The sequence below is a fragment of the Noviluteimonas lactosilytica genome (assembly GCF_020866925.1).
Lineage (GTDB): Bacteria > Pseudomonadota > Gammaproteobacteria > Xanthomonadales > Xanthomonadaceae > Noviluteimonas > Noviluteimonas lactosilytica.
The window spans coordinates 267,329-288,089 of sequence record NZ_JAJGAK010000001.1; the positions used below are offsets into that span (position 1 = coordinate 267,329).

A 20,761-nucleotide genomic window follows, 5' to 3' on the forward strand; every position below is an offset into this window, starting at 1 on the left:
GAATGCGGGGTCAAGCCTACGTTGGACCCGGCGATGTCACGCCCGCGCGAAATCGAAGGCGAGCACGTCGCCGATCCGTTGCGTACCGACCATCGCCATCATGAGCCGATCCACGCCGAGCGCAACTCCCGCGCAGTCGGGAAGTCCGCGTTCCAGCGCCGCCAGCAGCGCGTCGTCGATCGGCGGCGCTGCGTGGCCGCGCGCAATGCGCACGGCACGGTCGCGTTCGAAGCGCGCACGCTGTTCGTGTGCATCGCGCAACTCGTGGTAGCCATTGGCGAGTTCGAGCGGACCGAGGAACACCTCGAAGCGTTCCGCGACCGGCGGGTCGCCCGGGCGGATGCGCGCGAGCGCGCATTGCGACGCCGGGTAGTCGTGGACGATGTGCACCGTGCCGGCGTCGAACGCCGGTTGCAGGCGATGCGTGATCACGAGATCCAGCCAGTCGTCGCGCACCAGGCCTTCCGGATCGATGACCACGTCGCCGAGCGCGTTGCGCAGGGTCTCCTCGCTCGCCTCGAACGGGTCGATGCCGAGCCGCGTGCGGAACAGATCGCGATACGACAGGTCGACGACGTCGACGTCGCGATTGACCAACGCGAGCGCCGCGCGAATCACTTCGACCGTTTCGCGCGCGAGCCAGTGGTGATCGCGACCGACGCGATACCACTCGAGCATCGTGAACTCGGGGTTGTGGCGACCGCCCGCCTCGCCGTCGCGGAACACGCGCCCGAGTTCGTAGCAATCGCCCAGGCCTTCGGCGAGCAGGCGCTTGAGCGGATATTCGGGCGAAGTGCGCAGCCAGCGCGTGCGCGGTGCGCCGTCGGTGCGACCGGAGAATTCGAGCGAGAACGAGGCGATGTTGGGGTCGGTGTTGCCCGCGCGCGAAAGCACGGGTGTTTCGACTTCCAGCACGTTGCGCTCAGCGAAGAACAACCGCAGGGTCGCGTACAGGCTCGCGCGCAGGCGCATGGCTTCAAAGCGCGGGTTGCTCATTGCGCGAGGTTCATTGGGCAACGTGTCATTGCGGGTCGGCGAGATACGACAGCAGGCGCGCTTCGTCCCAGATCTCGACGCCGAGTTCCTGCGCCTTCGCGAGCTTGCTGCCCGCGGCCTCGCCGGCGACGACGAAACTGGTCTTCTTCGACACGCTGCCGGAGACCTTCGCGCCCAGGGCTTCGAGCTTCGCGCCGGCTTCGTCGCGCGACATCGCGGCAAGGCCGCCGGTCAGAACGACCGTCCTGCCTGCGAGCGGACCCTCGGCCGCGCGTTGCGGCGCGCCTTCCGGCCAGTGCACGCCGTTGTTTCGCAGCGCCGCGATCACGTCGCGGTTGTGCGCTTCGGCGAAGAAATGCGCGATGCGCGCGGCGACGACGGGACCGATGTCGGGCACCTGGCGCAGCGTCTCTTCGTCCGCGGCGATCAGCGGATCGAGCGCGCCGAAGTGGCGCGCGAGCGTGCGCGCGGTGCTCTCGCCGACATCGCGGATGCCGAGCGCATACAGCACGCGCTCCAGCGTGGTGCTGCGGCTGGCGTCGATTGCGGCGACCAGGTTCTCCGCCCACTTCGTCGCGACCTTGCCGGCCTTGACCGTCTCGGGCACGGCGCCCGCGAGTTCGTCGGCGCGCTGCTTCATCGAAACGAAGTCGTCGACCGTCAACGCGTACAAGTCGGCGACGCTGCGCACCATGTCGAACTCGACCAGCGCGGTGATGAAGCGTTCGCCGAGGCCTTCGATGTCCATCGCGCGGCGCGAGGCGAAATGGAACAACGCCTGCACGCGCTGCGCCGGGCAGAACAGGCCGCCGGTGCAACGCGCGACGACCTCGCCCTCCTCGCGTTCGACCGCCGAGCCGCAGACCGGACATTCGGTCGGCAACACGTACGGCGGGAATGCCGGCTGGCCCTTCGCATCGAGCGGGCGCTTGTCTTCGACCACGCGCACGACTTCCGGGATCACGTCGCCGGCGCGGCGCACGATCACCGTGTCGCCGTTGCGCACGTCGAGCCGCGCGACCTGGTCGGCGTTGTGCAAGGTGGCGCGCGTGACCGTCACCCCGCCGACCTGCACGGGCTGCATCAGCACCCACGGCGTCACCGCACCGGTGCGGCCGACGTTCACCTCGATCGACTCGACGACCGTCGGCATCTCCTGCGCCGGATATTTGTGCGCGATGGCCCAGCGCGGCGCGCGCGAGACGAAGCCCATCGCGCGCTGCTGGTCGTAGCGATCGAGCTTGTAGACGACGCCATCGATGTCGTACGGCAACGCATCGCGCTTCTCGCCGATGCGACGGTAGTACGCGAGCACGCCCTCGGCGCCGGTGGCGACGTCGACCTCCTGGCTGACCGGCAGGCCGAGTTCGCGCAACCACGCGAGGGTCTGCGAATGCGTGGCAGGCAGCTTCGCGCCGTCGACCTCGCCGAGCGCGTACGCGTAGAACGCGAGCGGGCGCTGCGAGGTCACGCGCGGATCGAGCTGGCGCAGCGAACCCGCCGCACCGTTGCGCGGATTGGCCAGCGTCTTCTCGCCGTGCTCGCGCGCCCAGGCGTTGTACTGCTCGAACGCGGCCTTCGGCATGAACACTTCGCCGCGCACTTCGAGCACCGCCGGCGCCTTGCCGCGCAACTTCAGCGGCACGCTGCGCACGGTCCGCAGGTTCGCGGTGACGTCCTCGCCGGTCGCGCCGTCGCCGCGCGTCGCGCCGCGCACGAACACACCGTCCTCGTAGCGCAGGCTGATCGCGAGGCCGTCGAGTTTCGGTTCGACCGAGAAGTCGGGCGTCGCATCGCCCGTTTCCTTCGCGATGCGCGCGGCGAACTCGACGACTTCCTCGTCCTCGAACGCGTTGGCCAGCGACAGCATCGGCACCGCGTGCTTCACCTCGGCGAACTTGCCCGACGGCGCGGTGCCGACGCGCATGGTCGGCGAATTGGGATCGGCGAGGTCGGGATGCTCGCGCTCGAGCGCTTCGAGCTCGCGCAGGAGCTTGTCGTACTCGGCATCCGCGAGATCCGGATCGTCGAGGACGTAATAGCGATAGTTGGCGTCGTCCAGGAGACGACGCAGTTCTTCGACTCGGGCTGTCAGGGCGGCGGCTTTCATCACCGCGCAAGGATAACCGGAGGTCGGCTCTTACCAGCGTGCAGGCTTGGTAAGCGGCGGCGCTTCGTGCTGGCGATCGTACGCACGCAACTCGTCGCGGATATGCGCGATGCGCTGGCGACCCAATGCGTTACGCGACTCGTCGAGCACCATGCCGTCGAGCAGCTCGGCCATGCGCTGCGCGGTCGGCAGCATCTTTTCCCACGCCTCGAGCGCGGTCATCGGCGCGGGCAGCGTCAGGAAGAAGGCGATCGCGGGCGTTTCGAGTTCCTGGATCGTCGCCATGTCGAAGCTGCCGGGCTTCATGATGTTGGCCACGGAGAACACCGGGCCGCGCTCGGGGTGGCCTTCGACGAGGCGGTGGAAGATCTGCATGTGGCCGTACGCGAGGCCGGCCTTCTCGGCGGCGACGACGATGTCGGGGCCGAGCAGCTTTTCGCCCGATCGCGCGGCGACGTACAGCGTCACGATCTTCTCGAACGAAGCGTCGCCGCGGCGGCCGACGTCGTTGAGTTCGTTGCGTGCGCCGAGGTCGAGTTCGGACTGCTCCGTCGCTTCGCCGGCGAGCTCGCTCTCGAGCTGTGCGCCGAGCGTGGGTTCGATGCGTTCGCCTTCCGGCCGGCCGTGATCGGTACCGCCCGCGACCCGACGGCCCTGCCCCGGCTTGCGCGGGCGACCGAAGAAATAGATCGCGGCGATCAGCAGGACGCCCGCGATGCCGATTCCGATGCGAAGCAAAGTCGAATCCATCGCTCAGGCTCCCTTGGTCAGGCTGCGCCGGCCAGGCGCGCGGCTTCGGCGAGATCGACGGACACCAGGCGGCTCACGCCCGGCTCGCGCATGGTGACGCCGGACAACTGCTGCGCGGCTTCCATCGTCGCCTTGTTGTGGGTGACGAACAGGAACTGTACCGCTTCGCTCATCTCGCTGACCATCGCGGTGAAACGACCCACGTTGGCTTCGTCGAGCGGCGCGTCCACTTCGTCGAGCAAGCAGAACGGTGCCGGGTTGAGGCGGAAGATCGCGAACACCAGGGCCACCGCGGTCATCGCCTTCTCGCCGCCGGAGAGCAGCGAGATGTTCGACACGCGCTTGCCCGGCGGGCGCGCCATGATCGCAACGCCGGTGTCGAGCAGGTCTTCGCCGGTGAGTTCCAGGTACGCGTGGCCGCCGCCGAACAGGCGCGGATACAGTTCCTGCACGCCGGAGTTCACGCGGTCGAAGGTGTCCTTGAAACGGCCGCGGGTTTCGCGGTCGATCTTGCGGATCGCTTCTTCCAGCGTTTCGAGCGCGGTGGACAGGTCGGTGTTCTGCGCGTCGAGGTATTCCTTGCGGGTCGAGGCTTCGGCGTGTTCCTGGATCGCGGCGAGGTTGACCGGTTCGAGGCGGCGCAGCTTGCCGTCGAAATCGGTGACCGCCTTTTCCCACTGCGACACATCGGCATCGCTTGCCAGCGTGTCGATCACTTCCTGCAATACGAAACCGGCTTCGACCACCGCCGCCGACAACTGGTCGGCCTTGATGACGAGCGCCTGCTGGTCGAGCTTGCGCTGGCCGATCTTCTCGCGCTGCGCGATGGCTTGTTCGTCGCGCTGGTGGCGGGTCTGCTCGTAGCCGCGCAGGTCGGCGTCGATGCCTTCCAGGGCCGAGCGCGCTTCGCCCAGCGCCCTTTCGGCGCGCACGCGTTCTTCGAGCGCCGACTGGCGTTCGGCTTCGAGCGCGGTGACCGGCGCGTCGCCTTCCGACAACTGCGCGGCGAGTTCACCCAGGCGCGAATCGAGCTGGCCGCGCTGGCTGCCCATGCGTTCCAGCGATTGCGCGAGCGCGACGATCTGCGCGCGCTGCGACTCCACCGTCAACGCGAGTGCGTGCGCGGTGTCGCGCGATTCGCGCGCCTTCAGGCGCGCCTCGTCGCGCGCTTCGGAGAAGCGGCGGCGTTCGGCGTCGAGCTGCTGGCGCGTCTGTTCGAGTTCGGCCATGCGACCGACTGCGTCTTCCTGCTTCGATCGCGCTTCGCGGGCCTGGTCGCGGTTCGCATCCAGCGTCTGGATGAGTTGCGCGAGGTCGGCGTCGATGCGTTCGATGCGATTGCGCGCCGAATCGAGCTTGCCCTGCTGGCTCTGCAACTGGCCGGCGAGTTCGGACACGCCGCGGTGCGCGAGGTACAGCGCGCGCTGTGCGTCTTCGCGATGCTGCTCGGCGACGAGCGACTGGTCGCGCAGGCGGGTCAGCGTTTCGTTGAGCGTCTGTTCGCGCTTCTGGAGTTCTTCGATCTCCGCGCGCAGCGACTGGATTTCCTTCTCGCGCAGCAGCGCGCCCTGCTTCGCCGCGCCGGAGCGCACCACGCGCACCCAGCCGGCGCCGAGGCGTTCGCCCGCGCGCGTGATCACCGATTCGCCGTCGCCCAGGCCCGGCAAAAGCGCGCGCGCTTCGGCCAGCGTTTCGGCGCCGTGCAACTTCGACAGGATGCGGCGGATCGCGGCCGGACCCTGCACCTTCGCGGCAAGCGAAGTCGGCGCGACGGTGAAGTCTTCGGCTTGCGGATCGACGAGCGTCAGTCGGCCTTCGCCGAGTTCGCCCAGCGCATCGACGAGCGCTTCGGGCGCATCGACGAGCACGCCTTCGATCAACTGGCCGAGCGCGCCTTCGATGGCGTTTTCCCAGCCCGATTCGACGCGCAGCGTTTCGCCCACGCGCGCCGCGCTGTCGAGGCCACGCGCCTTGAGCCACGCGGTCGCCGCGCCCTGCTCCTGGCCGAGTGCTGCGTGCTGGAGCGTTTCGAGCGACGCGAGGCGACCGCGCGCGGCCTGCGCGTTCTTGCGCACGTCGGCGAGTTCGTTCTGCGCCGCGCGCTGCTGGTCCTGCATCGACGTGACGGCCGCCTTGCGCTCTTCGACCTGCGTCGTGAGCCCTTCGAGCGAAGCCTTCTGCGTGTCGTGCTGTTCGGTCAGCGCGGCGAACGCATCCGACAACGCGTCGAGGTCGAGGCCCTGGCGTTCGCTGGTGAGCTGTTCGCGGCGGCGGTCGGCATCGAGCGTCTGGCGATCGAGGTGTTCGATGCGCGTGCGTTCGACGTCGCCGGCGCGCGCGGCTTCGGACTGCGCGCGGGTGTGCGCATCCCAGCGCTGCTGCCAGTCGGCGAGCGCCAGTTCGGCGTCGCGCAACGCGTCCTGCCGCGCGGTGTCGTCGACGCGCAGGAATTCGAGTTGCGGTTCGGCCTCGGCGATCGCGTCGCGCAGGCTGGCCAGGCGCGACTCGTCGCCGCTGATGTGCGAGCCGAGTTCGTTGAGCTGCGTGGCCGCTTCGTCGCGGGCGCGCTGCAGGCGCTGCGCCATTTCGCGCTGGTGCGCGATCTGTTGTTCGATGCGGGCGAGCGTGCCGCCGACCTGGTAGACGTGGGCCTGCGCCTTGTTGAGCGATTCGCTCGCTTCCTCGCGGCGCACGCGGTCGGTTTCGATCTTGCTTTCGGCCTGGCGCTGTTCGGCGATCAACTGCTGCAGGCGCGTTTCTTCGTTGTCGAGCTTTTCCTTCAGCGCCTGCACGCGCGCGTCGAGGCCGCGATATTCGAGCGCCTTCCACTCGGCGTCCTTGATGCGGCGCTCCGCCTGGATCGCCTGGTACTGCTCGGCCTGGCGGGCCTGGCGACGCAGGTGTTCGAGCTGCTTGCCGACTTCTTCGCGCAGGTCGTTGAGGCGGTCGAGGTTTTCGCGCGTGTGGCGGATGCGCGTTTCGGTTTCCTTGCGGCGTTCCTTGTACTTGGAAATGCCGGCGGCTTCTTCCAGGTACACGCGCAGTTCTTCCGGGCGCGCCTCGATGATCTGGCTGATCATCCCCTGCTCGATGATCGAGTAGCTGCGCGGGCCGAGGCCCGTGCCGAGGAACAGGTCGGTGATGTCGCGGCGGCGGCACTTGGTGCCGTTGAGCGCGTACGTGCTCTGGCCGTCGCGGCTCACCGTGCGCTTGACCGAGATCTCGTTGAACGCGGCGTACTCGCCGGTGATCGTGTGGTCGCTGTTGTCGAAGATCAGCTCCACCGTCGCCTGCGACACCGGCTTGCGCGCGGTGCTGCCGGAGAAGATGACGTCGGTGAGCGAGTCGCCACGCAGGCGGCTGGCCGAGCTTTCGCCCATCACCCAGCGCACGGCGTCGATGATGTTCGACTTGCCGCAGCCGTTCGGCCCCACCACGCCGGTCATGTTGGTCGGCAGGTGCAGCGTGGTCGGATCGACGAAGGATTTGAAACCGGAGAGCTTGATCGTGGACAGGCGCATGCGGCGGTCGTTCGGCCCCTGCAGCACCGCGCATCGATGTGCGGGCGCCGCCGTATATGAGAATTTCGGCTCAGAAAAGCCGCCAAGTCATTGATTCGACCGGCGGATCACGGTGAAACCACCGCGATTACGCGCGAGTATAGCGAGGCCTTGCCGCCGTGGGCGGTCCTCGAGGTGCGAATCTTGGCGCGGGCGCGATGGCGCGCCGCCTCGTGCGCTATGCGGTCAGGCGTTCGCCGGTTCCGGCGTCGAAGGCGTGCCAGCGGCCGGGCACGATTTCGAGCGGCAGGGGCTCGCCGGGAGGCGGCAGTTCGCGCGGGGCCATGCGCGAGACCAGCGCCTGCGGGCCGATGCGCAGGTTCACCAGGGTTTCGTTGCCGAGGGCTTCGATCATTTCGATGGTGCCGTCGAAGGCGCCTGCCCCGCCGCCGGCCGGCTGCACGGACTCCGGGCGCACGCCGATCGCGATGTCGCGCTGCAACCAGGCTTCTGGCACCGCGCGCCCGTCGCCGAGCGGGACGCGATGCCCTTCGCCGAGATCCAGCGCGAGGCCGTCGGCGCGCACGAGGCGACCTTGCAGCACGTTCATCGCGGGGCTGCCGAGGAAGGTCGCGACGAACAGGTTCGCCGGCCGTTCGTACAACGCCATCGGGGTGTCGATCTGCTGCACGTGGCCATCCTTCAGCACGACGATGCGCTGGCCGAGCGTCATCGCTTCCACTTGATCATGCGTGACGTACACCATCGTCGCGCCGACCTGGCGGTGCAGGCGCGCGATTTCCACGCGCATGCCGGCGCGCAGCTTGGCGTCGAGGTTCGACAGCGGTTCGTCGAGCAGGAACACCTGCGGATGCCGCACGAGTGCGCGACCGAGCGCGACGCGCTGCCGCTGTCCGCCCGACAACGCGGCGGGCTTGCGATCGAGCAGCTTGCCGAGTTCGAGCACGCGCGCGGCCTCGTCGACGCGCTGCGCGATCTCGGTCTTCGACTTGCCGCGCAACTTCAGGCCGAACCCGAGGTTCTCCGCCACGCTCATGTGCGGATACAGCGCGTAGCTCTGGAACACCATCGCGATGTCGCGATCCTTCGGCGCGACGTCGTTGACGATGCGATCGCCGATGCGCAGCGTGCCGGAGCTGATGTCCTCCAGCCCGGCGATCATGCGCAACAGCGTCGACTTGCCGCAGCCCGAAGGCCCGACCAGCACAAGCAACTCGCCATCGGCGACATCGAATGTCGCGCCCTCCACGCCGACGAAACCGTTGGGGTAGACCTTGCGAACCTGATCGAGGCGAACCTGGGCCATCCGTGATTCCGTTGATTGAGGTGCATTGAAGGGTGCGTGGCGTTATCCTGCCATGTAACCGTTTACATAGGCACGAAGGATGGCCGTGACCACGACGCCCCGCCGCTTTCCCGAAGGATTCCTGTGGGGCGCCGCCACGGCCGCGCACCAGATCGAAGGCTCGCCGATGGCCGATGGCGCCGGCCCCAGCATCTGGACCCGCTTCGCGCACACCCCCGGCATGACCGTCAACGGCGACACCGGCGATGTGGCCTGCGACCACTACAACCGTTGGAAGGAAGACGTGGCGCTGATGGCCTCGCTCGGCCTGAAGGCGTATCGCTTCAGCGTCTCCTGGTCGCGCATCCTGCCCGAGGGCACGGGCCGCGTGAACCAGAAGGGCCTGGACTTCTATTCGCGCCTCGTCGACGAACTGCTGTCGAAGGGCATCGAACCCCTGCTCACCCTGTACCACTGGGACCTGCCGGCGGCGCTCGACGATCGCGGCGGCTGGCTCAATCGCGACATCGCCGATTGGTTCGCCGAATACGGCAGCGTGATGTACCGCGCGCTCGATGGCCGCGTGAAGAAGTGGGTGACGCTCAACGAACCGTGGGTCGTCACCGACGGCGGCTACCTGCATGGCGCGCTCGCGCCCGGCCACCGCAGCAAGTACGAAACCCCGATCGCCTCGCACAACCTGATGCGCGCCCACGGCGCCGCGGTGAAGGCGTACCGCGAGATCGGCAAGCACGAGATCGGCCTGGTGGTGAACATCGAGCCGAAGTACGCGGCGACAGAATCGGCCGCGGACCTCGCCGCGACCAAGCGCGCGCACGCGTACATGAACGAGCAGTACCTCGATCCCGCGATCCTCGGCCACTACCCGCCCGAGTTGAAGAACGAAATCTTCGGCGACGCGTGGCCCGAATGGGCCGACGAGGACTACGCGCTGATCAAGCAGAAGCTCGACTTCATCGGCATCAACTACTACACGCGCAGCGTCACCCAGGCGACCGACAGCTACCCGCTGAAGGCCGGCGCGGTGCGCCAGAAGCTCGGCACGTATACCGAGACCGGCTGGGAAGTGTTCCCGCAGGGGCTGACCGACCTGCTGGTGTGGGCCAAGGACCGCTACGGCAACATCCCGACCTACATCACCGAGAACGGCGCGGCGTTCTTCGATCCGGCGGTCGCCGAAGAAGGCCGCGTGCGCGATCCGCTGCGCATGGGGTACCTGAAGAAGCACCTCACCGCGATCCGCGACGCGATCGACCAGGGCTGCGACATCCGCGGCTACATGGTGTGGTCGCTGCTCGACAACCTCGAGTGGTCGCTCGGCTACTCCAAGCGCTTCGGCATCGTGCACGTGAACTACGGCACGCAGGAGCGCACGCCGAAGGACAGCGCGCGGTGGTATTCGAAGGCGATCGCGTCGCACGGGGCTTCGATCGACGAGCCGTTGCCTTACTGAGGCACGGGACTCGCGCTCGCGGCACGCGGCACGAATCACGAATCGCGAATCGCGAATCAAACAAGGGGGCTTCGGCCCCCTTCTTCTTTTTCAGCGTTCGATCTCGATCTTCGCGGGCACGCGCGTCACGCGCGTTTCCTTCCCCTTCCACGGGAACACCAAGCCGCCCCTCGGCAACGTGATACCGCCACGCACTTCGAGCACGAGGTGCTCGCCGTCATCGCGCAACGAATACGACAGCGGTCCACCCGGCGTGCGCAGACCTTCGATCGCGATGCCCTCGCCCGCCAGCCACGCTTCCGGGATGCCCGCGGCGAGCACGATCGATTCGTCTTCGGGCCGCTCGTACGCGAACAGGTCCAGCGCCGAGCGCACGTAATCGCTCGCGACCCAGGCGTGCGGCAGGTCGCCGACGAAGAACGGTTTGCGCGGCGTGCGCGAAACGACTTCGGCCCACTGGTTCCATTCGCGCGGCTGCTGGTCGTCGAAGAAGAACGCGAGCGCGGACTGCGCGCGGTCGCGCCAGCCCAGGCGCGCGAACGTGCCGACGGTGCGCAACTCGTACGGCGTGTAGTCCTTCCATTTCTTCGTGCCGGTGCGGCGTTGCTCGAACTCGCGCCAGTAACGCTCGAACGTGTATTCGAGCGCGCCTTCCGGAAGGATCGATTGCGCGGCGCCGGGTGCCAGCGCGATGGTGGTCGACGTCGCGTCGAAGTCGCCGAGTTCCGCGGAGCCCGGGATGAACGCGATCCCGCGTTGCGCCATCGCCGTCTCGATCGATGCCTGCAGGTCCGCGGAGAACTGATCTCGCGACGCGGCGAAGCGCTTCGCTTCCTCGTCGTGCCCCAACCACTTCGCGATCTCGACCGCGTCCTTGTACCCGCGCAGCGCCCAGAAGTCGTCCCAGTAAGAGTGCATCGGCTTGGCCGAATAGCCTTCGTGCGAGATCGATGCCGGCATCAGACCAAAGAACGCGGGGTTCTTCGCGCGGTTCTCTTCGGTGCGCTCGCTCGCACGCAACGCGTCCATGTACTTCACCGCGCCCTGCACGTGCGGCCACATCGTCTCCAGCAGTTCGCGATCGCGCGTATAGCGATACAACTCCGCGGCGGCGTAGATCAGTTCGCCGTGGCTGTCGTTCTCCGGCACCGGATCGCTGCCGCGATCGTCGACGCAGCACGGCACCTTGCCGCTGTCGAACTGGTACGGCGCGTACCAGCGCAGGAAGTCTTCCGCGATGTCTTCGCGACCGAGGCGCAGCAGGCCTTCGTTGATCATCGCGCCATCGCGGATCCACGCGCGCGAGTACGAACGCGTGCCGGGTTGCAGACGTGGGCCGACGCGGCTGATGGCCATGTGCGCGAGCGCGGTGCGCAACGTGTCGGCGATGTGCTGGCCTTCCTTCGGCAGCTTGAACTTCACGCGGTCGAGCTTGTCGCGCCACTGCGCGGCGACGCGCTCCTGCGCGGCCGCAGCCTCCGCGTTGGTGATGGGTGTCGGCGTTCCACCGTCGAGGGGCGCCGACAGGGCAAGCTCGAACGTTTCGCCGGCAGCGAGCTTCACCGGCCAGCGCAGTTCGCCGCTGGCGAGTCCGACCGGATCTTCGACGCGTGCATCCGGCGCATCCACGCTGTCGAACGCGCGCACATGGCGCGACGCGGCCGGCAGCGATAGCGCGACGCGCGGCGTACCGTCGACGACGATCGCCTGCGCATCCAGCTGCAACACTTTGATGTGGCTCACGCCGCCCACTGTGTTGAGGAACTGGCTCGGCGGATTGACCTGGAACGGCACGACGCGCAACTCGAAGACGTCGTTCGTCGCACCCTCGCGCGGTTGCACGCGATACCGCGCGATCAGGCGTGGATGTCCGGCGTTGTCGTCGGCGAACGCCGTCACTTCGACGGTGTGGTCGACGAACTGCAAGCGCACCGTCGGAATGGGCAAGTAGTCGTCCTGCAGCGACTGCGACGCCTCGGGCGGCGCGCGCAGGGGCATCAGGTCCACCGTCGGCCCGCGGTCGAATTCGATCACCGGCGCGATGCTGAAACCGCCCTTCGCGACTTCGATCCGGCCGTCCTCGGAAATCAGGCCCTGTTCCCGGCCACCGTCGATGCCGAGGATCGTCCAGTACTGCTGGACGTCGCGGAACCCCTCGGGCACGAAGAACTCGGCAGGGACATCCTTCGCGATCGCACGCATGAAGTCGTTCTGCGTCACGCCGAACGCCAGCGGCTGCGCCTCAATGCCCTGCAATTCCGCGCGTTCGCCGTCGCGCGAACGCGTCGCGGTGACGCGCAGGAAACGCGCCTCCGCTTCCGGCAACGCGATGTAATCGCGCGCGCCGTCGCTGTTGTCGTGCGCGAAGACGTCGCGCCAGGCCTGGCCGTCGTCGGAGAGCGCAAGCGCGTAATGGCGCGGCGCCACGGTCCATTGCAGGATCGCGCCGCCGATCTCGCGCGACTTGCCGAGATCGAGCGTCCACTCGCCGTTGCGCCCGCTGAACTTGCCCCTCAGCGGCGAGTCGTCCTGCGGCGGCAGCTGCGAGAACGTCAGCGCGTCGAAACACACCGAGCCCTTCCCGCCCTCGCCGCTCGCGAGCGTGAACTCGAGCTTCGCGCTGTTCGTCAGCGCCTTCTCTTCCGACGGGCCCCATGCCTTCGAGATGTGGCGCTGTTTGAAGCGCATCTGCGTCCACGCGTTCGGCAGCGCGAACTTCGGCTTCGTCGCCCACCAGACGTTGTCGCCGCTCGCATCGACGAGCTTGAACTGCAGGTCGTTCTTCGGACCCGTCCCGCGCATCCGGAACGAAAACGCGTAGTTCGCCGGATAGTCGATCGCGACGTCGCGCTGCAATCCGACGTAGCCGCTCACCCCATGGAAGTCGTAATCCAGGCACAACGCCTTGCCGTCGGGACCTTCGACGTTGCGCAACGAGCCCGTGACCTGGTCGGACTGGATGACCTTCCACGGCGATGCATCGTCGAAGTCGTCGATGCGTCGCGGCCCTTCGCCTTCAGCGGAATGACACGCGAACGACACCAGCAACACCGACAACGCGACCGCCTGCTTCATCCCTTCACACTCCCGACCAGCAATCCCTGCAGGTAGTACCGCTGCAGCACCAGGAACAACACCAGCACCGGGATCACGGTGACCACCGCGCCGGCCATCATCAGTTCGTTGTCCTGCACGTGTTCGCGCGAGAGCGTCGCGAGCGCGACCGGCAGGGTCTGCATCGATTGGTCGCCCAGCACGATCAGCGGCCACATGAAGTCGTTCCATGCGCCGAGGAAGGCGAAGATCGCCAGCGTCACGAGGATCGGCTTCAACGTCGGCAGCACGATCTGGAAGAAGATGCGCAGCTCGCCCGCGCCGTCGATGCGTGCGGCCTCGAGCAGTTCGTCGGGCAGCGAACGTGCGTACTGGCGCACGAGGAAGATGCCGAAAATGCTCGCCAGCCCCGTCGTCATCGCGCCGAAGTAGGTGTTCACCAGGCCCATCTGCTTGAGCAGCAGGAACAGCGGCATCATCGCGACCTGCGCGGGGATCACGAGTGCGGCGAGCAATGCGCGGAACGTGCGCTCGCGTCCCTTGAACTTCAACTTCGCGAACGCATAGCCCGCGAGCGTGTTGAGCAACACCGAAACCAGCGTCACGCCGGTGGCGATGATCAGGCTGTTGGCGAAGTAGCGGCCCATGCCCGCGCGCAGGAACAGTTCGCGGTAGTTGTGCAGCGTCGGTTGGTCGGGCCACCACGGCGGCGGGAAGTGGCTCGCCTCGCCCGGCTGCATGAACGACACGAGCACCATCCACACGATCGGCGCGAGCGCGATCGCCGCGATGACGATCAGCGCGCCGTTGACGAACACGGCCGACATGCGGCGCTGGCGCACGGCGCTCATTCGGCCCCCTTGCGGCGCGCGATCCACAGCAGGCCCGAGGTCGCGGCCGTCATCAGCAGGAACAACAGGAAGGCCACCGCCGACGCGTTGCCCAGGTTCCACCAGCGGAAACCTTCTTCGTACATCAGGTACAGCACGCTCACGGTGCTCTGCAGCGGGCCGCCGAGCGTCATCACGTAAGGCTCGGCGAACAACTGGAAGTAGCCCGCCATCGTCAGGATCGACACGAGCAGCATCACCGGCCCGAGCATCGGCAACGTGACGTGCACGAACTGCCGCCACCACGACGCACCGTCGATGCGGGCGGCTTCGTACAGGTCTTCCGGGATCGCCTGCAGGCCGGCGAGGAAGATGATCATGTTGTAGCCGAAGTTCTTCCACACGGCGAACAGGATGATGGTCGGCATCGCCCAGTCGGGATCGCCGAGCCAGTCGATCGGGTCGATGCCGACGTGCGAGAGCAACCAGTTCGCAACGCCATAGCGCGTGTGGAACAGGTAGCGCCAGATAACAGCGACCGCGACGACCGTCGTGACGACCGGCGCGAACAACGCGGTGCGGAAGAACGGCTTGACGCGCGCGAGCTTCGAATGCAGCAGGAGCGCAGCAGCCAGCGAGGCCACGATCGACAGCGGCACGCCCGCGACCACGAAATAGAGGGTATTGCCCAAAGCCTTCCAGAACAGCGGATTGGTCAGCAGGCCGATGTAGTTGTCGAGCCCGACGAAGCGCAGGTTGCGCAGGTCGGACAACGCGTAGATGTCGAAGTCGGTGACCGACAGCGCGAACGCGGCCAGCACCGGCAGCGCGAAGAACAGCAGGATCACCGACAACGCCGGCGCGGCGAACGCCCAGCCTGCGAGCGACGGCTTCATCATTGCGCACCGCCCGGCAGCGTGTGGCGGTCGAGCATCCAGCGGCGTTTTTCCAGGATGCGATCGGCGCGGCGATCCATTTCGGCGGCGGCCTCGTCGACGGTCAGGCGATCGTTGGCGACGAGTTCACCCACGAAGCGCATCTCCTGCGCGATGCGCTCCCACTCCGGCACCTTCGGTGTCGACACGGCGCGTTCGAGCTGGTCGCGGAAGGCCTGGATGTAGGGATCGTTCGCGAGCGCGGGCGCCGACCAAGGCGCACGTCGCGGCGGCGGGTTGCCGGTGATCGCGTGCAGGCGGATCTGCTGCTCGGGCATCGACAACCACGTGATGAGTTGCCACGCGGCTTCCTTGTGCTTCGACTGCTTGAACAACACGAAGCTCGTGCCGCCCGCGACCGACGCGCCCGGTCCGTCCGGCCCGGGCAACGGCATCGTGCCCCACTTGCCTTCCATCTCCGGCGGCAGGCGCTTGCGGAACTCGGCGATGTTCCAGGGACCGTTGACGTAGTAGCTGAAATAGCCGCGTCCGAGTTCCTGCCACACGTTGGAGATGCGCGTGTTGTCCACGCGCGGCGCGAGGTCTTCGTCGAACGTTTCCTTGTAGAACGCCAGCGTTCGCTTGAAGCCGTCGCTGCGGAAGTTGCCGTAGCGCCCGCCGTCGCGCAGCAGCGGATCGGGCTGCTGCACGGCGAGATTGAGCATCGGCTCGTACTCGTTGAGCGGAAGCAGGATCGCATAGCGATCCGGGCCGACGTGCTGTTTCACCGCGCGCATGGCGGCGCGCCATTCCGCCCAGCTGCGCGGCGTCTGCTGCACGCCCGCGGCCGCGACGATGTCCTTGCGATAGAACGGCACGCGCGTTTCGACATACCACGGCACCGCGAGCGTGGTGCCGTCGATCACGCCGGTGTCCCACGCGCCGGGGAAGTAATCGTCGACCACGATCGACGGCGTGCGCGCGAGCCACGGATCCAGCGGCTCCAGTGCGCCCAGCGCGGAGAACTCCGCGATCCACGTGTTGCCCAACGGCGAGACGTCCGGCATCGCATCGCCGGCGAATGCGGTGAGCAGCTTCTCGTGCGCCGCCGTCACCGGCAACTGCTGCAACTGCACCTTGATGCCCGGATGCGTGCGTTCGAAGTCGGGCAGCATCTGCGCGACCATGTCGCCTTCGTATCCCATGACCCAGAAGCGGATCGTGGTGACGCGCCGGTCTGTTTCCGGCGCACGCGCACAACCGCCGACGAGCGTCGCGATCATCGCGACGCCCGCCAGCAGGAACGCGCGCAACGAGCGGCTCACTTGCCCTCTTCAAGCCACCCGCCGGTGAAGCCGGCGCGTTCCAACCCCTTGCGGATGTACGGATTGCGGCGCATCACCGACCAGATGAAGTCGCTGCGGTGGTTTTCGATCATCAGCACGATCGGGCCCTGGTCGATGCCGATGTAATCGCCGTCGACCCAACCCACGCCGGGCACGACCTTGCCGTGCTGCAGCTTCACGTCGTAGTTGAAGCTCGGGTTGAACGCATCGATGAAGCCGTACTGCTGGTAGATCGCCTTGCCGTAGCGGTCGTGCATCGCCTGGATCGCGGCGATCGATTCCTCGGGCGTGAACGCGATCGACGCCGCGGCCGCCGTCGGCACGATGGTGCCGTCGTCGATCTGGTACTCCAGGCCGGCGCCGCGCGCGGTGTACGTGCGATACAGGCGCGGCTTGCCCTTGAAGTCGAACGTCGCGTCGATCGGGCCGTCCGACGCCGTCAGGCCCCACACGTCCTTGTCGTAGCCGGTCCAGCCTTCGGGATTGGCGATCGCGTACGCGCGTTGCGAGAGCGCGGCGCGACGGCTGTTCTCGAAGTAATCGATGCCGCGACGCTGCATGTAATCGTCGGCGATGCCGCGGAAGTCGACCCACACGTGCGAATACTGGTGGCCGAACAACGGCGGGAACGTGAGGTGTTCCTGGCCGTGGTAGGTGCCCCACGTCTTGTCGTACGTCGACGTCCACGCGTCGTAAGCATCCTTGCCGACCGGATGCGTCGGCGAACCGAGCGCGAGGAGGTAGACGAGGATGGCTTCGTTGTAGCCCTTCCAGTCGTAGGCGATGAAGCCGTTTTCCGGCGTCCAGCCCATCGAGATCCACGGCTTGCGCGTTTGCGCGAACGGCCATTCGACCGCGCGGTACAGGTCGTCGGCGAGCTGGCGGATCTCCGCCTCGCGCGGATCGTCCTTGTCGAAATACGACTGCGCGAACAACACGCCGCCCATCAGCAGCGTCGTGTCCACCGTCGACAACTCGTTCGTCTTGAAGCGCGCGCCCGAGTCCATGTCGAGGAAGTGGTAGTAGAAGCCCTTGTAGCCGGACGTGCCGGCGGCCTCGGGCCCCTGCTTCGCGTTCTTGAAGAAACGCAGCGTCGTGAGCGTGCGCTCGACGGCCTGGTCGCGCGTGATCCACCCGCGTTCGACGCCGACACCGTACGCAGTGAGGCCGAACCCGACCGCGGCGATGCTCGAGAACGACGGCGTCGGCCATCGATCCGGCACCAGGCCGGTCTTCGGGTTCGTGCGTTCCCAGAAGTAATCGAACGTCCGCCGCTGCAGATCCTCGACGATCGGCGGGACCGGCCGGTCGATCGATCCGACGCGCGCGACCGTCGACGGCGTTGCGGGGGTTGCGGGAGTTGCCGGTTCATTCGTCGCCGTCGTTGCGTGGCGCTGGCACGAAGCCAGCGCCACGACGGCGAACGAAGCCAGGACGAAACTCGAAATCGCTCGCTGCATTTCCACCTCTACTCGAATGCAAAATCAGAAATCGAAGCCCAGCGACAGCTTGAACGTACGCGGAATCTGCTGCGCAAAGCCCAGGCCGTTGACTTCGCCGAACGTCGGATTCGGCACGCCGACGAAACCGCGCCAGGTGTCGTAATCCGTCCAGCTGTGCCAGTCGAACGCATTGAGCAGGTCGCCGCGAACCCACAGCTGCAGGCCGGAACCGGTGTCCCACGACTTGCGCACGGCCATGTCGAACTGCTTGTAGCCGAACGTGACGTCGGGTTCGAACACGGCGAAGCGGCAGTTGTTCCCCGACGGCGCGTTGAAGCAGTCGACCGTGTCGTTCTTCGGATAGCTGCTGGCGAGGGTCAGCTTGCCGGAGACCTGGAAGCCCCACGGAACGTCGGCGAAGCCGCTGACGACCAGGCGATGCTCCGGCACGCCGGCCGACATCAGGAAGGGCTGGCCTTCGAGGTTCGGATAATCGAACAGGTAGTGCTCGTCCGAGTTCGCGGCGTTGGAGCGGTTTTCTTCGGCGTCGCTGTAGGTGTAGGCGATCGACAGCGACCACGGCGAATCGGAGGAGTAGTTCTTGTCGAGGCCGAGCAGGAACTGGTTGAGGTTCGTCTCGATCGCGTTGTCGGCCTTGATCAGCGTGCCGAATCCCGGGATACCGAAGCCCCAGGGCTGGTTGCCCCATGTCGCGCCCGGCACGGCCGGATCGCGGAAGCTGCCATCCGGCCAGCGATTGCCGAGCGAGAACAGGATGCCCTCGCGGCTTTCGATGCGAACGACGGTCGTGGTGAGGTTCCATTCCTGGCCCCACACGTCGAACGCATTGCGCATGCCGAGGCTGAACTGGTCGGAGTACGGCGTCTCCAGATCGTTGTTGATCAGGTTCACTTCCGAACCGAGGTTCGGGTTGTTCGCAACGAGCGCGGCGAGATTCGCCGGATCGTAGAACGAGGGATCCCACACGAGGCAGCGAGGATCGGCGACTTCATCGCAATCGAAGCCCGGCACGCCCGGCTGGTCGAACAGGAACGAGTAGCGCGGGAACGTGTGCTTGGACTGTTCGAGCTGCAGGTAGTCCCACAGATTGCGGTCGTACGTGCGACCCGCGCCGCCGAAGATCACGTGGCGTTCGTCGTTGTTGAGGTCGTACGAGAAGCCCAGGCGCGGCGCCCAGTTGTTCTTGTCGGCGTCGCGGTTGTTGCCGTTGCTGATGTAGTTCTCGATGTTGTAGTCGACGTTGGGCCCGTGGATGTTGGGCCACGCGCGCAGCGCATCGACGATGTTCTGCGGGGTGACGTAGTCCTCCCAGCCCGGGTTCTCTTCGTAATCCCAGCGCAGGCCGAGGTTGAGCATCAGCTTCTCGGTGACCTGCCAGTCGTCCTGCAGGTAGATGCCGAACTGCTTGGCGTCGGTGGTGATGTTGCGCGAGACCGCGCCGGGCACGAGCTGGCCGAACTGCACTTCGTACGGCACGTACTCGTTGATGTTGTCGTTGCCGACGAGCAGGTTGAACGGCAGGTTGATGAAGTACTGCGGGTTGTAGGGCTGCTGTTCGAAGGCGTTGATCTCCACCGCCTTGTACTTGAAGCCGGCCTTCATCGTGTGGTCTTCGAGACCGAACCAGCTGAAGTCATTCTGCAGCGCCCAGCCCTTCTGGCCCTTCTCCTGGAAGTCCTGGCCGGCGCCGACGTTGAGCACTTCGGCGCGCGCATCGCTCGGCGTGCCGACGAAGCGCAGGCCGAAGCCAGTGTTGATGGCGTGCGGGCTCCATTCTTCGTCTTCGTACGTCAGGTGCGCATCATTCAGCCAGTTCTCGGCGTTGTACTGCCAGCGCAGGTCGCCGCGCAGCGAGTCGTTCGACTTCTCGGTGCCGTAGGAATACGTGTTGCGATCGCCGACGCCGGTGATTTCATCTTCCTTGCGCGACTTGAGCGAAAGCTCGACGAGGTTGTTGCCGTCGGGCTGGAAGGTCAGTTTGCCGAACCACAGGTCTTCCTTGAACGGAGACGTGGTGGGCCCGGTCAGCAACGCCAGATCGCTCGGCAGGGGGATGCCGAAGGCCATCGGCTGCGCGCTGATGTCTTTCGGGCTGTTGATGTCCTTGCCTTCGTACGTCACGAAGTAGAACAGGCGGTCCTGCAGGATCGGGCCGCCGAGCGACATGCCGTACTGCGTCGTCGAGCTGTTGGCCTTCTCGCCGGAGCGTTCTTCGGACGGTCTGGGCGAGCGCCAGGTTTCGTTCGTCAGGTCGACGAACACCGAGCCCTGCAGGTCGTTGGTGCCCGACTTGGTCACCGCGGTGATCGCGGCGCTGCTGATCTGGTCGTACTCGGCCTTGTAGTTCGAGGTGATGACCTTGTACTCGCCGATCGCCAGCTGCGGGAACGGATTGCCGCGCGAGGAATCCTGGCCACTGACGCCGCCCTTGAGCACGTAGTTCTTCTGGCCGACACCGTCGATGAAGACGTTCACGCCGTTGGAGTTCTGCGCGCCCGAGCGCACCTTCGTCGACTCATCGCCGGCGGTCTCGAAGATCACGCCCGGCACGGTGTCGGCGAACGACAGGAAGTTGCGGCTGTTCTGCGGCAGCGCTTCGATCTTCTGCGTCGACACGTTGGTTGCCACTTCGGACGTACGCACTTCCTGCGCCGCGCCGACGACTTCGACGGCCTGCATTTCGGCGGGCGCGATGTTGAGGTACGCGGTCTGCGCGACGGCGACCGTGATCGTGCGCGATGCGCCGCCCTGCGACTGCACGCGATACGTGCCCGGCGGCAGGCCCGCGAGCACGTACTTGCCTTCGGCATCGGCGGTGACGGTGCGCGTCAGGCCCGTCGCGGTGTTGGTCGCGGTCACGACCTGCGAGGGCGTGGCGACGCCGCGGACGGTCGCACCGGTGCTCTGGGCATACACGGCCGGCGCGCCGACCGCGAGGGCGGTGAGCAGCGCACAGGTGAGCAGCCGCTTGGTGGGGCGGTGGTGGTTGCGTTTCATGTTTTTGTCTCTCTCCCGAGCGGGCGGCGTTCGTTTGGTTTTATGGAAATGGAAACAGGG

Annotated in this window: 12 protein-coding genes; 1 reads left to right on the top strand and 11 read right to left on the bottom strand. The window is 66.7% G+C overall.

Translation table 11 applies throughout. The features are described 5' to 3' along the window. Positions 1-36: 36 nt before the first annotated feature. From epmA to LK996_RS01340, 5 genes are all read right to left on the bottom strand, one after another. Complete coding sequence (gene epmA, locus LK996_RS01320) at positions 37-996, bottom strand: EF-P lysine aminoacylase EpmA (RefSeq protein WP_230525376.1); 960 nt, start codon at positions 994-996, stop codon at positions 37-39. A gap of 25 nt (positions 997-1,021) precedes the next feature. After that, entirely contained in the window at positions 1,022-3,106 is a 2,085-nt protein-coding gene (gene ligA / locus LK996_RS01325) for an NAD-dependent DNA ligase LigA (protein ID WP_230525377.1), read from the bottom strand. 30 nt (positions 3,107-3,136) lie between these two features. Beyond that, a complete protein-coding gene (gene zipA / locus LK996_RS01330; RefSeq protein ID WP_230525378.1) occupies positions 3,137-3,856 on the bottom strand; it encodes a cell division protein ZipA in 720 nt (239 codons plus the stop codon). A gap of 17 nt (positions 3,857-3,873) precedes the next feature. After that, complete coding sequence (gene smc, locus LK996_RS01335) at positions 3,874-7,377, bottom strand: chromosome segregation protein SMC (protein WP_230525379.1); 3,504 nt, start codon at positions 7,375-7,377, stop codon at positions 3,874-3,876. 217 nt (positions 7,378-7,594) lie between these two features. Then, complete coding sequence (locus LK996_RS01340) at positions 7,595-8,683, bottom strand: ABC transporter ATP-binding protein (protein WP_230525380.1); 1,089 nt, start codon at positions 8,681-8,683, stop codon at positions 7,595-7,597. Positions 8,684-8,762: 79 nt separating this feature from the next. Here LK996_RS01340 and LK996_RS01345 point away from each other — a divergent pair, with 79 nt between their 5' ends. Then, positions 8,763-10,136: a GH1 family beta-glucosidase gene (locus tag LK996_RS01345; protein ID WP_230525381.1), complete on the top strand. Its 1,374-nt coding sequence runs from the start codon at positions 8,763-8,765 to the stop codon at positions 10,134-10,136. A gap of 90 nt (positions 10,137-10,226) precedes the next feature. Here LK996_RS01345 and LK996_RS01350 read toward each other — a convergent pair whose 3' ends face one another. Genes LK996_RS01350 through LK996_RS01375 form a run of 6 tightly spaced genes read right to left on the bottom strand, consistent with a single transcriptional unit; the run spans position 10,227 to position 20,701 of the window. Next, the gene (locus LK996_RS01350; protein WP_230525382.1) at positions 10,227-13,211 is read right to left on the bottom strand and encodes a discoidin domain-containing protein; all 2,985 of its coding nucleotides are present in this window, start codon (positions 13,209-13,211) and stop codon (positions 10,227-10,229) included. Further along, positions 13,208-14,041 carry a carbohydrate ABC transporter permease gene (locus LK996_RS01355; protein ID WP_230525383.1) on the bottom strand — a complete coding sequence of 278 codons (834 nt, stop codon included), beginning with the start codon at positions 14,039-14,041 and terminating at the stop codon, positions 13,208-13,210. The genes LK996_RS01350 and LK996_RS01355 overlap by 4 nt, the downstream gene beginning before the upstream one ends. Then, on the bottom strand, positions 14,038-14,919 hold the full coding sequence (locus LK996_RS01360; RefSeq protein WP_230525384.1) for a carbohydrate ABC transporter permease: 882 nt from the start codon (positions 14,917-14,919) through the stop codon (positions 14,038-14,040). Before LK996_RS01360 ends, LK996_RS01355 begins: the two co-directional genes overlap by 4 nt. Continuing rightward, positions 14,916-16,178, bottom strand: a complete 1,263-nt coding sequence (locus LK996_RS01365) for a sugar ABC transporter substrate-binding protein (protein ID WP_255656567.1) — start codon at positions 16,176-16,178, stop codon at positions 14,916-14,918. Before LK996_RS01365 ends, LK996_RS01360 begins: the two co-directional genes overlap by 4 nt. Positions 16,179-16,216: 38 nt before the next feature. Then, entirely contained in the window at positions 16,217-17,701 is a 1,485-nt protein-coding gene (locus LK996_RS01370; RefSeq protein WP_230525386.1) for a glucoamylase family protein, read from the bottom strand. Positions 17,702-17,725: 24 nt separating this feature from the next. Continuing rightward, the gene (locus tag LK996_RS01375; RefSeq protein ID WP_230525387.1) at positions 17,726-20,701 is read right to left on the bottom strand and encodes a TonB-dependent receptor; all 2,976 of its coding nucleotides are present in this window, start codon (positions 20,699-20,701) and stop codon (positions 17,726-17,728) included. Between the last annotated feature and the right edge of the window lie 60 nt (positions 20,702-20,761).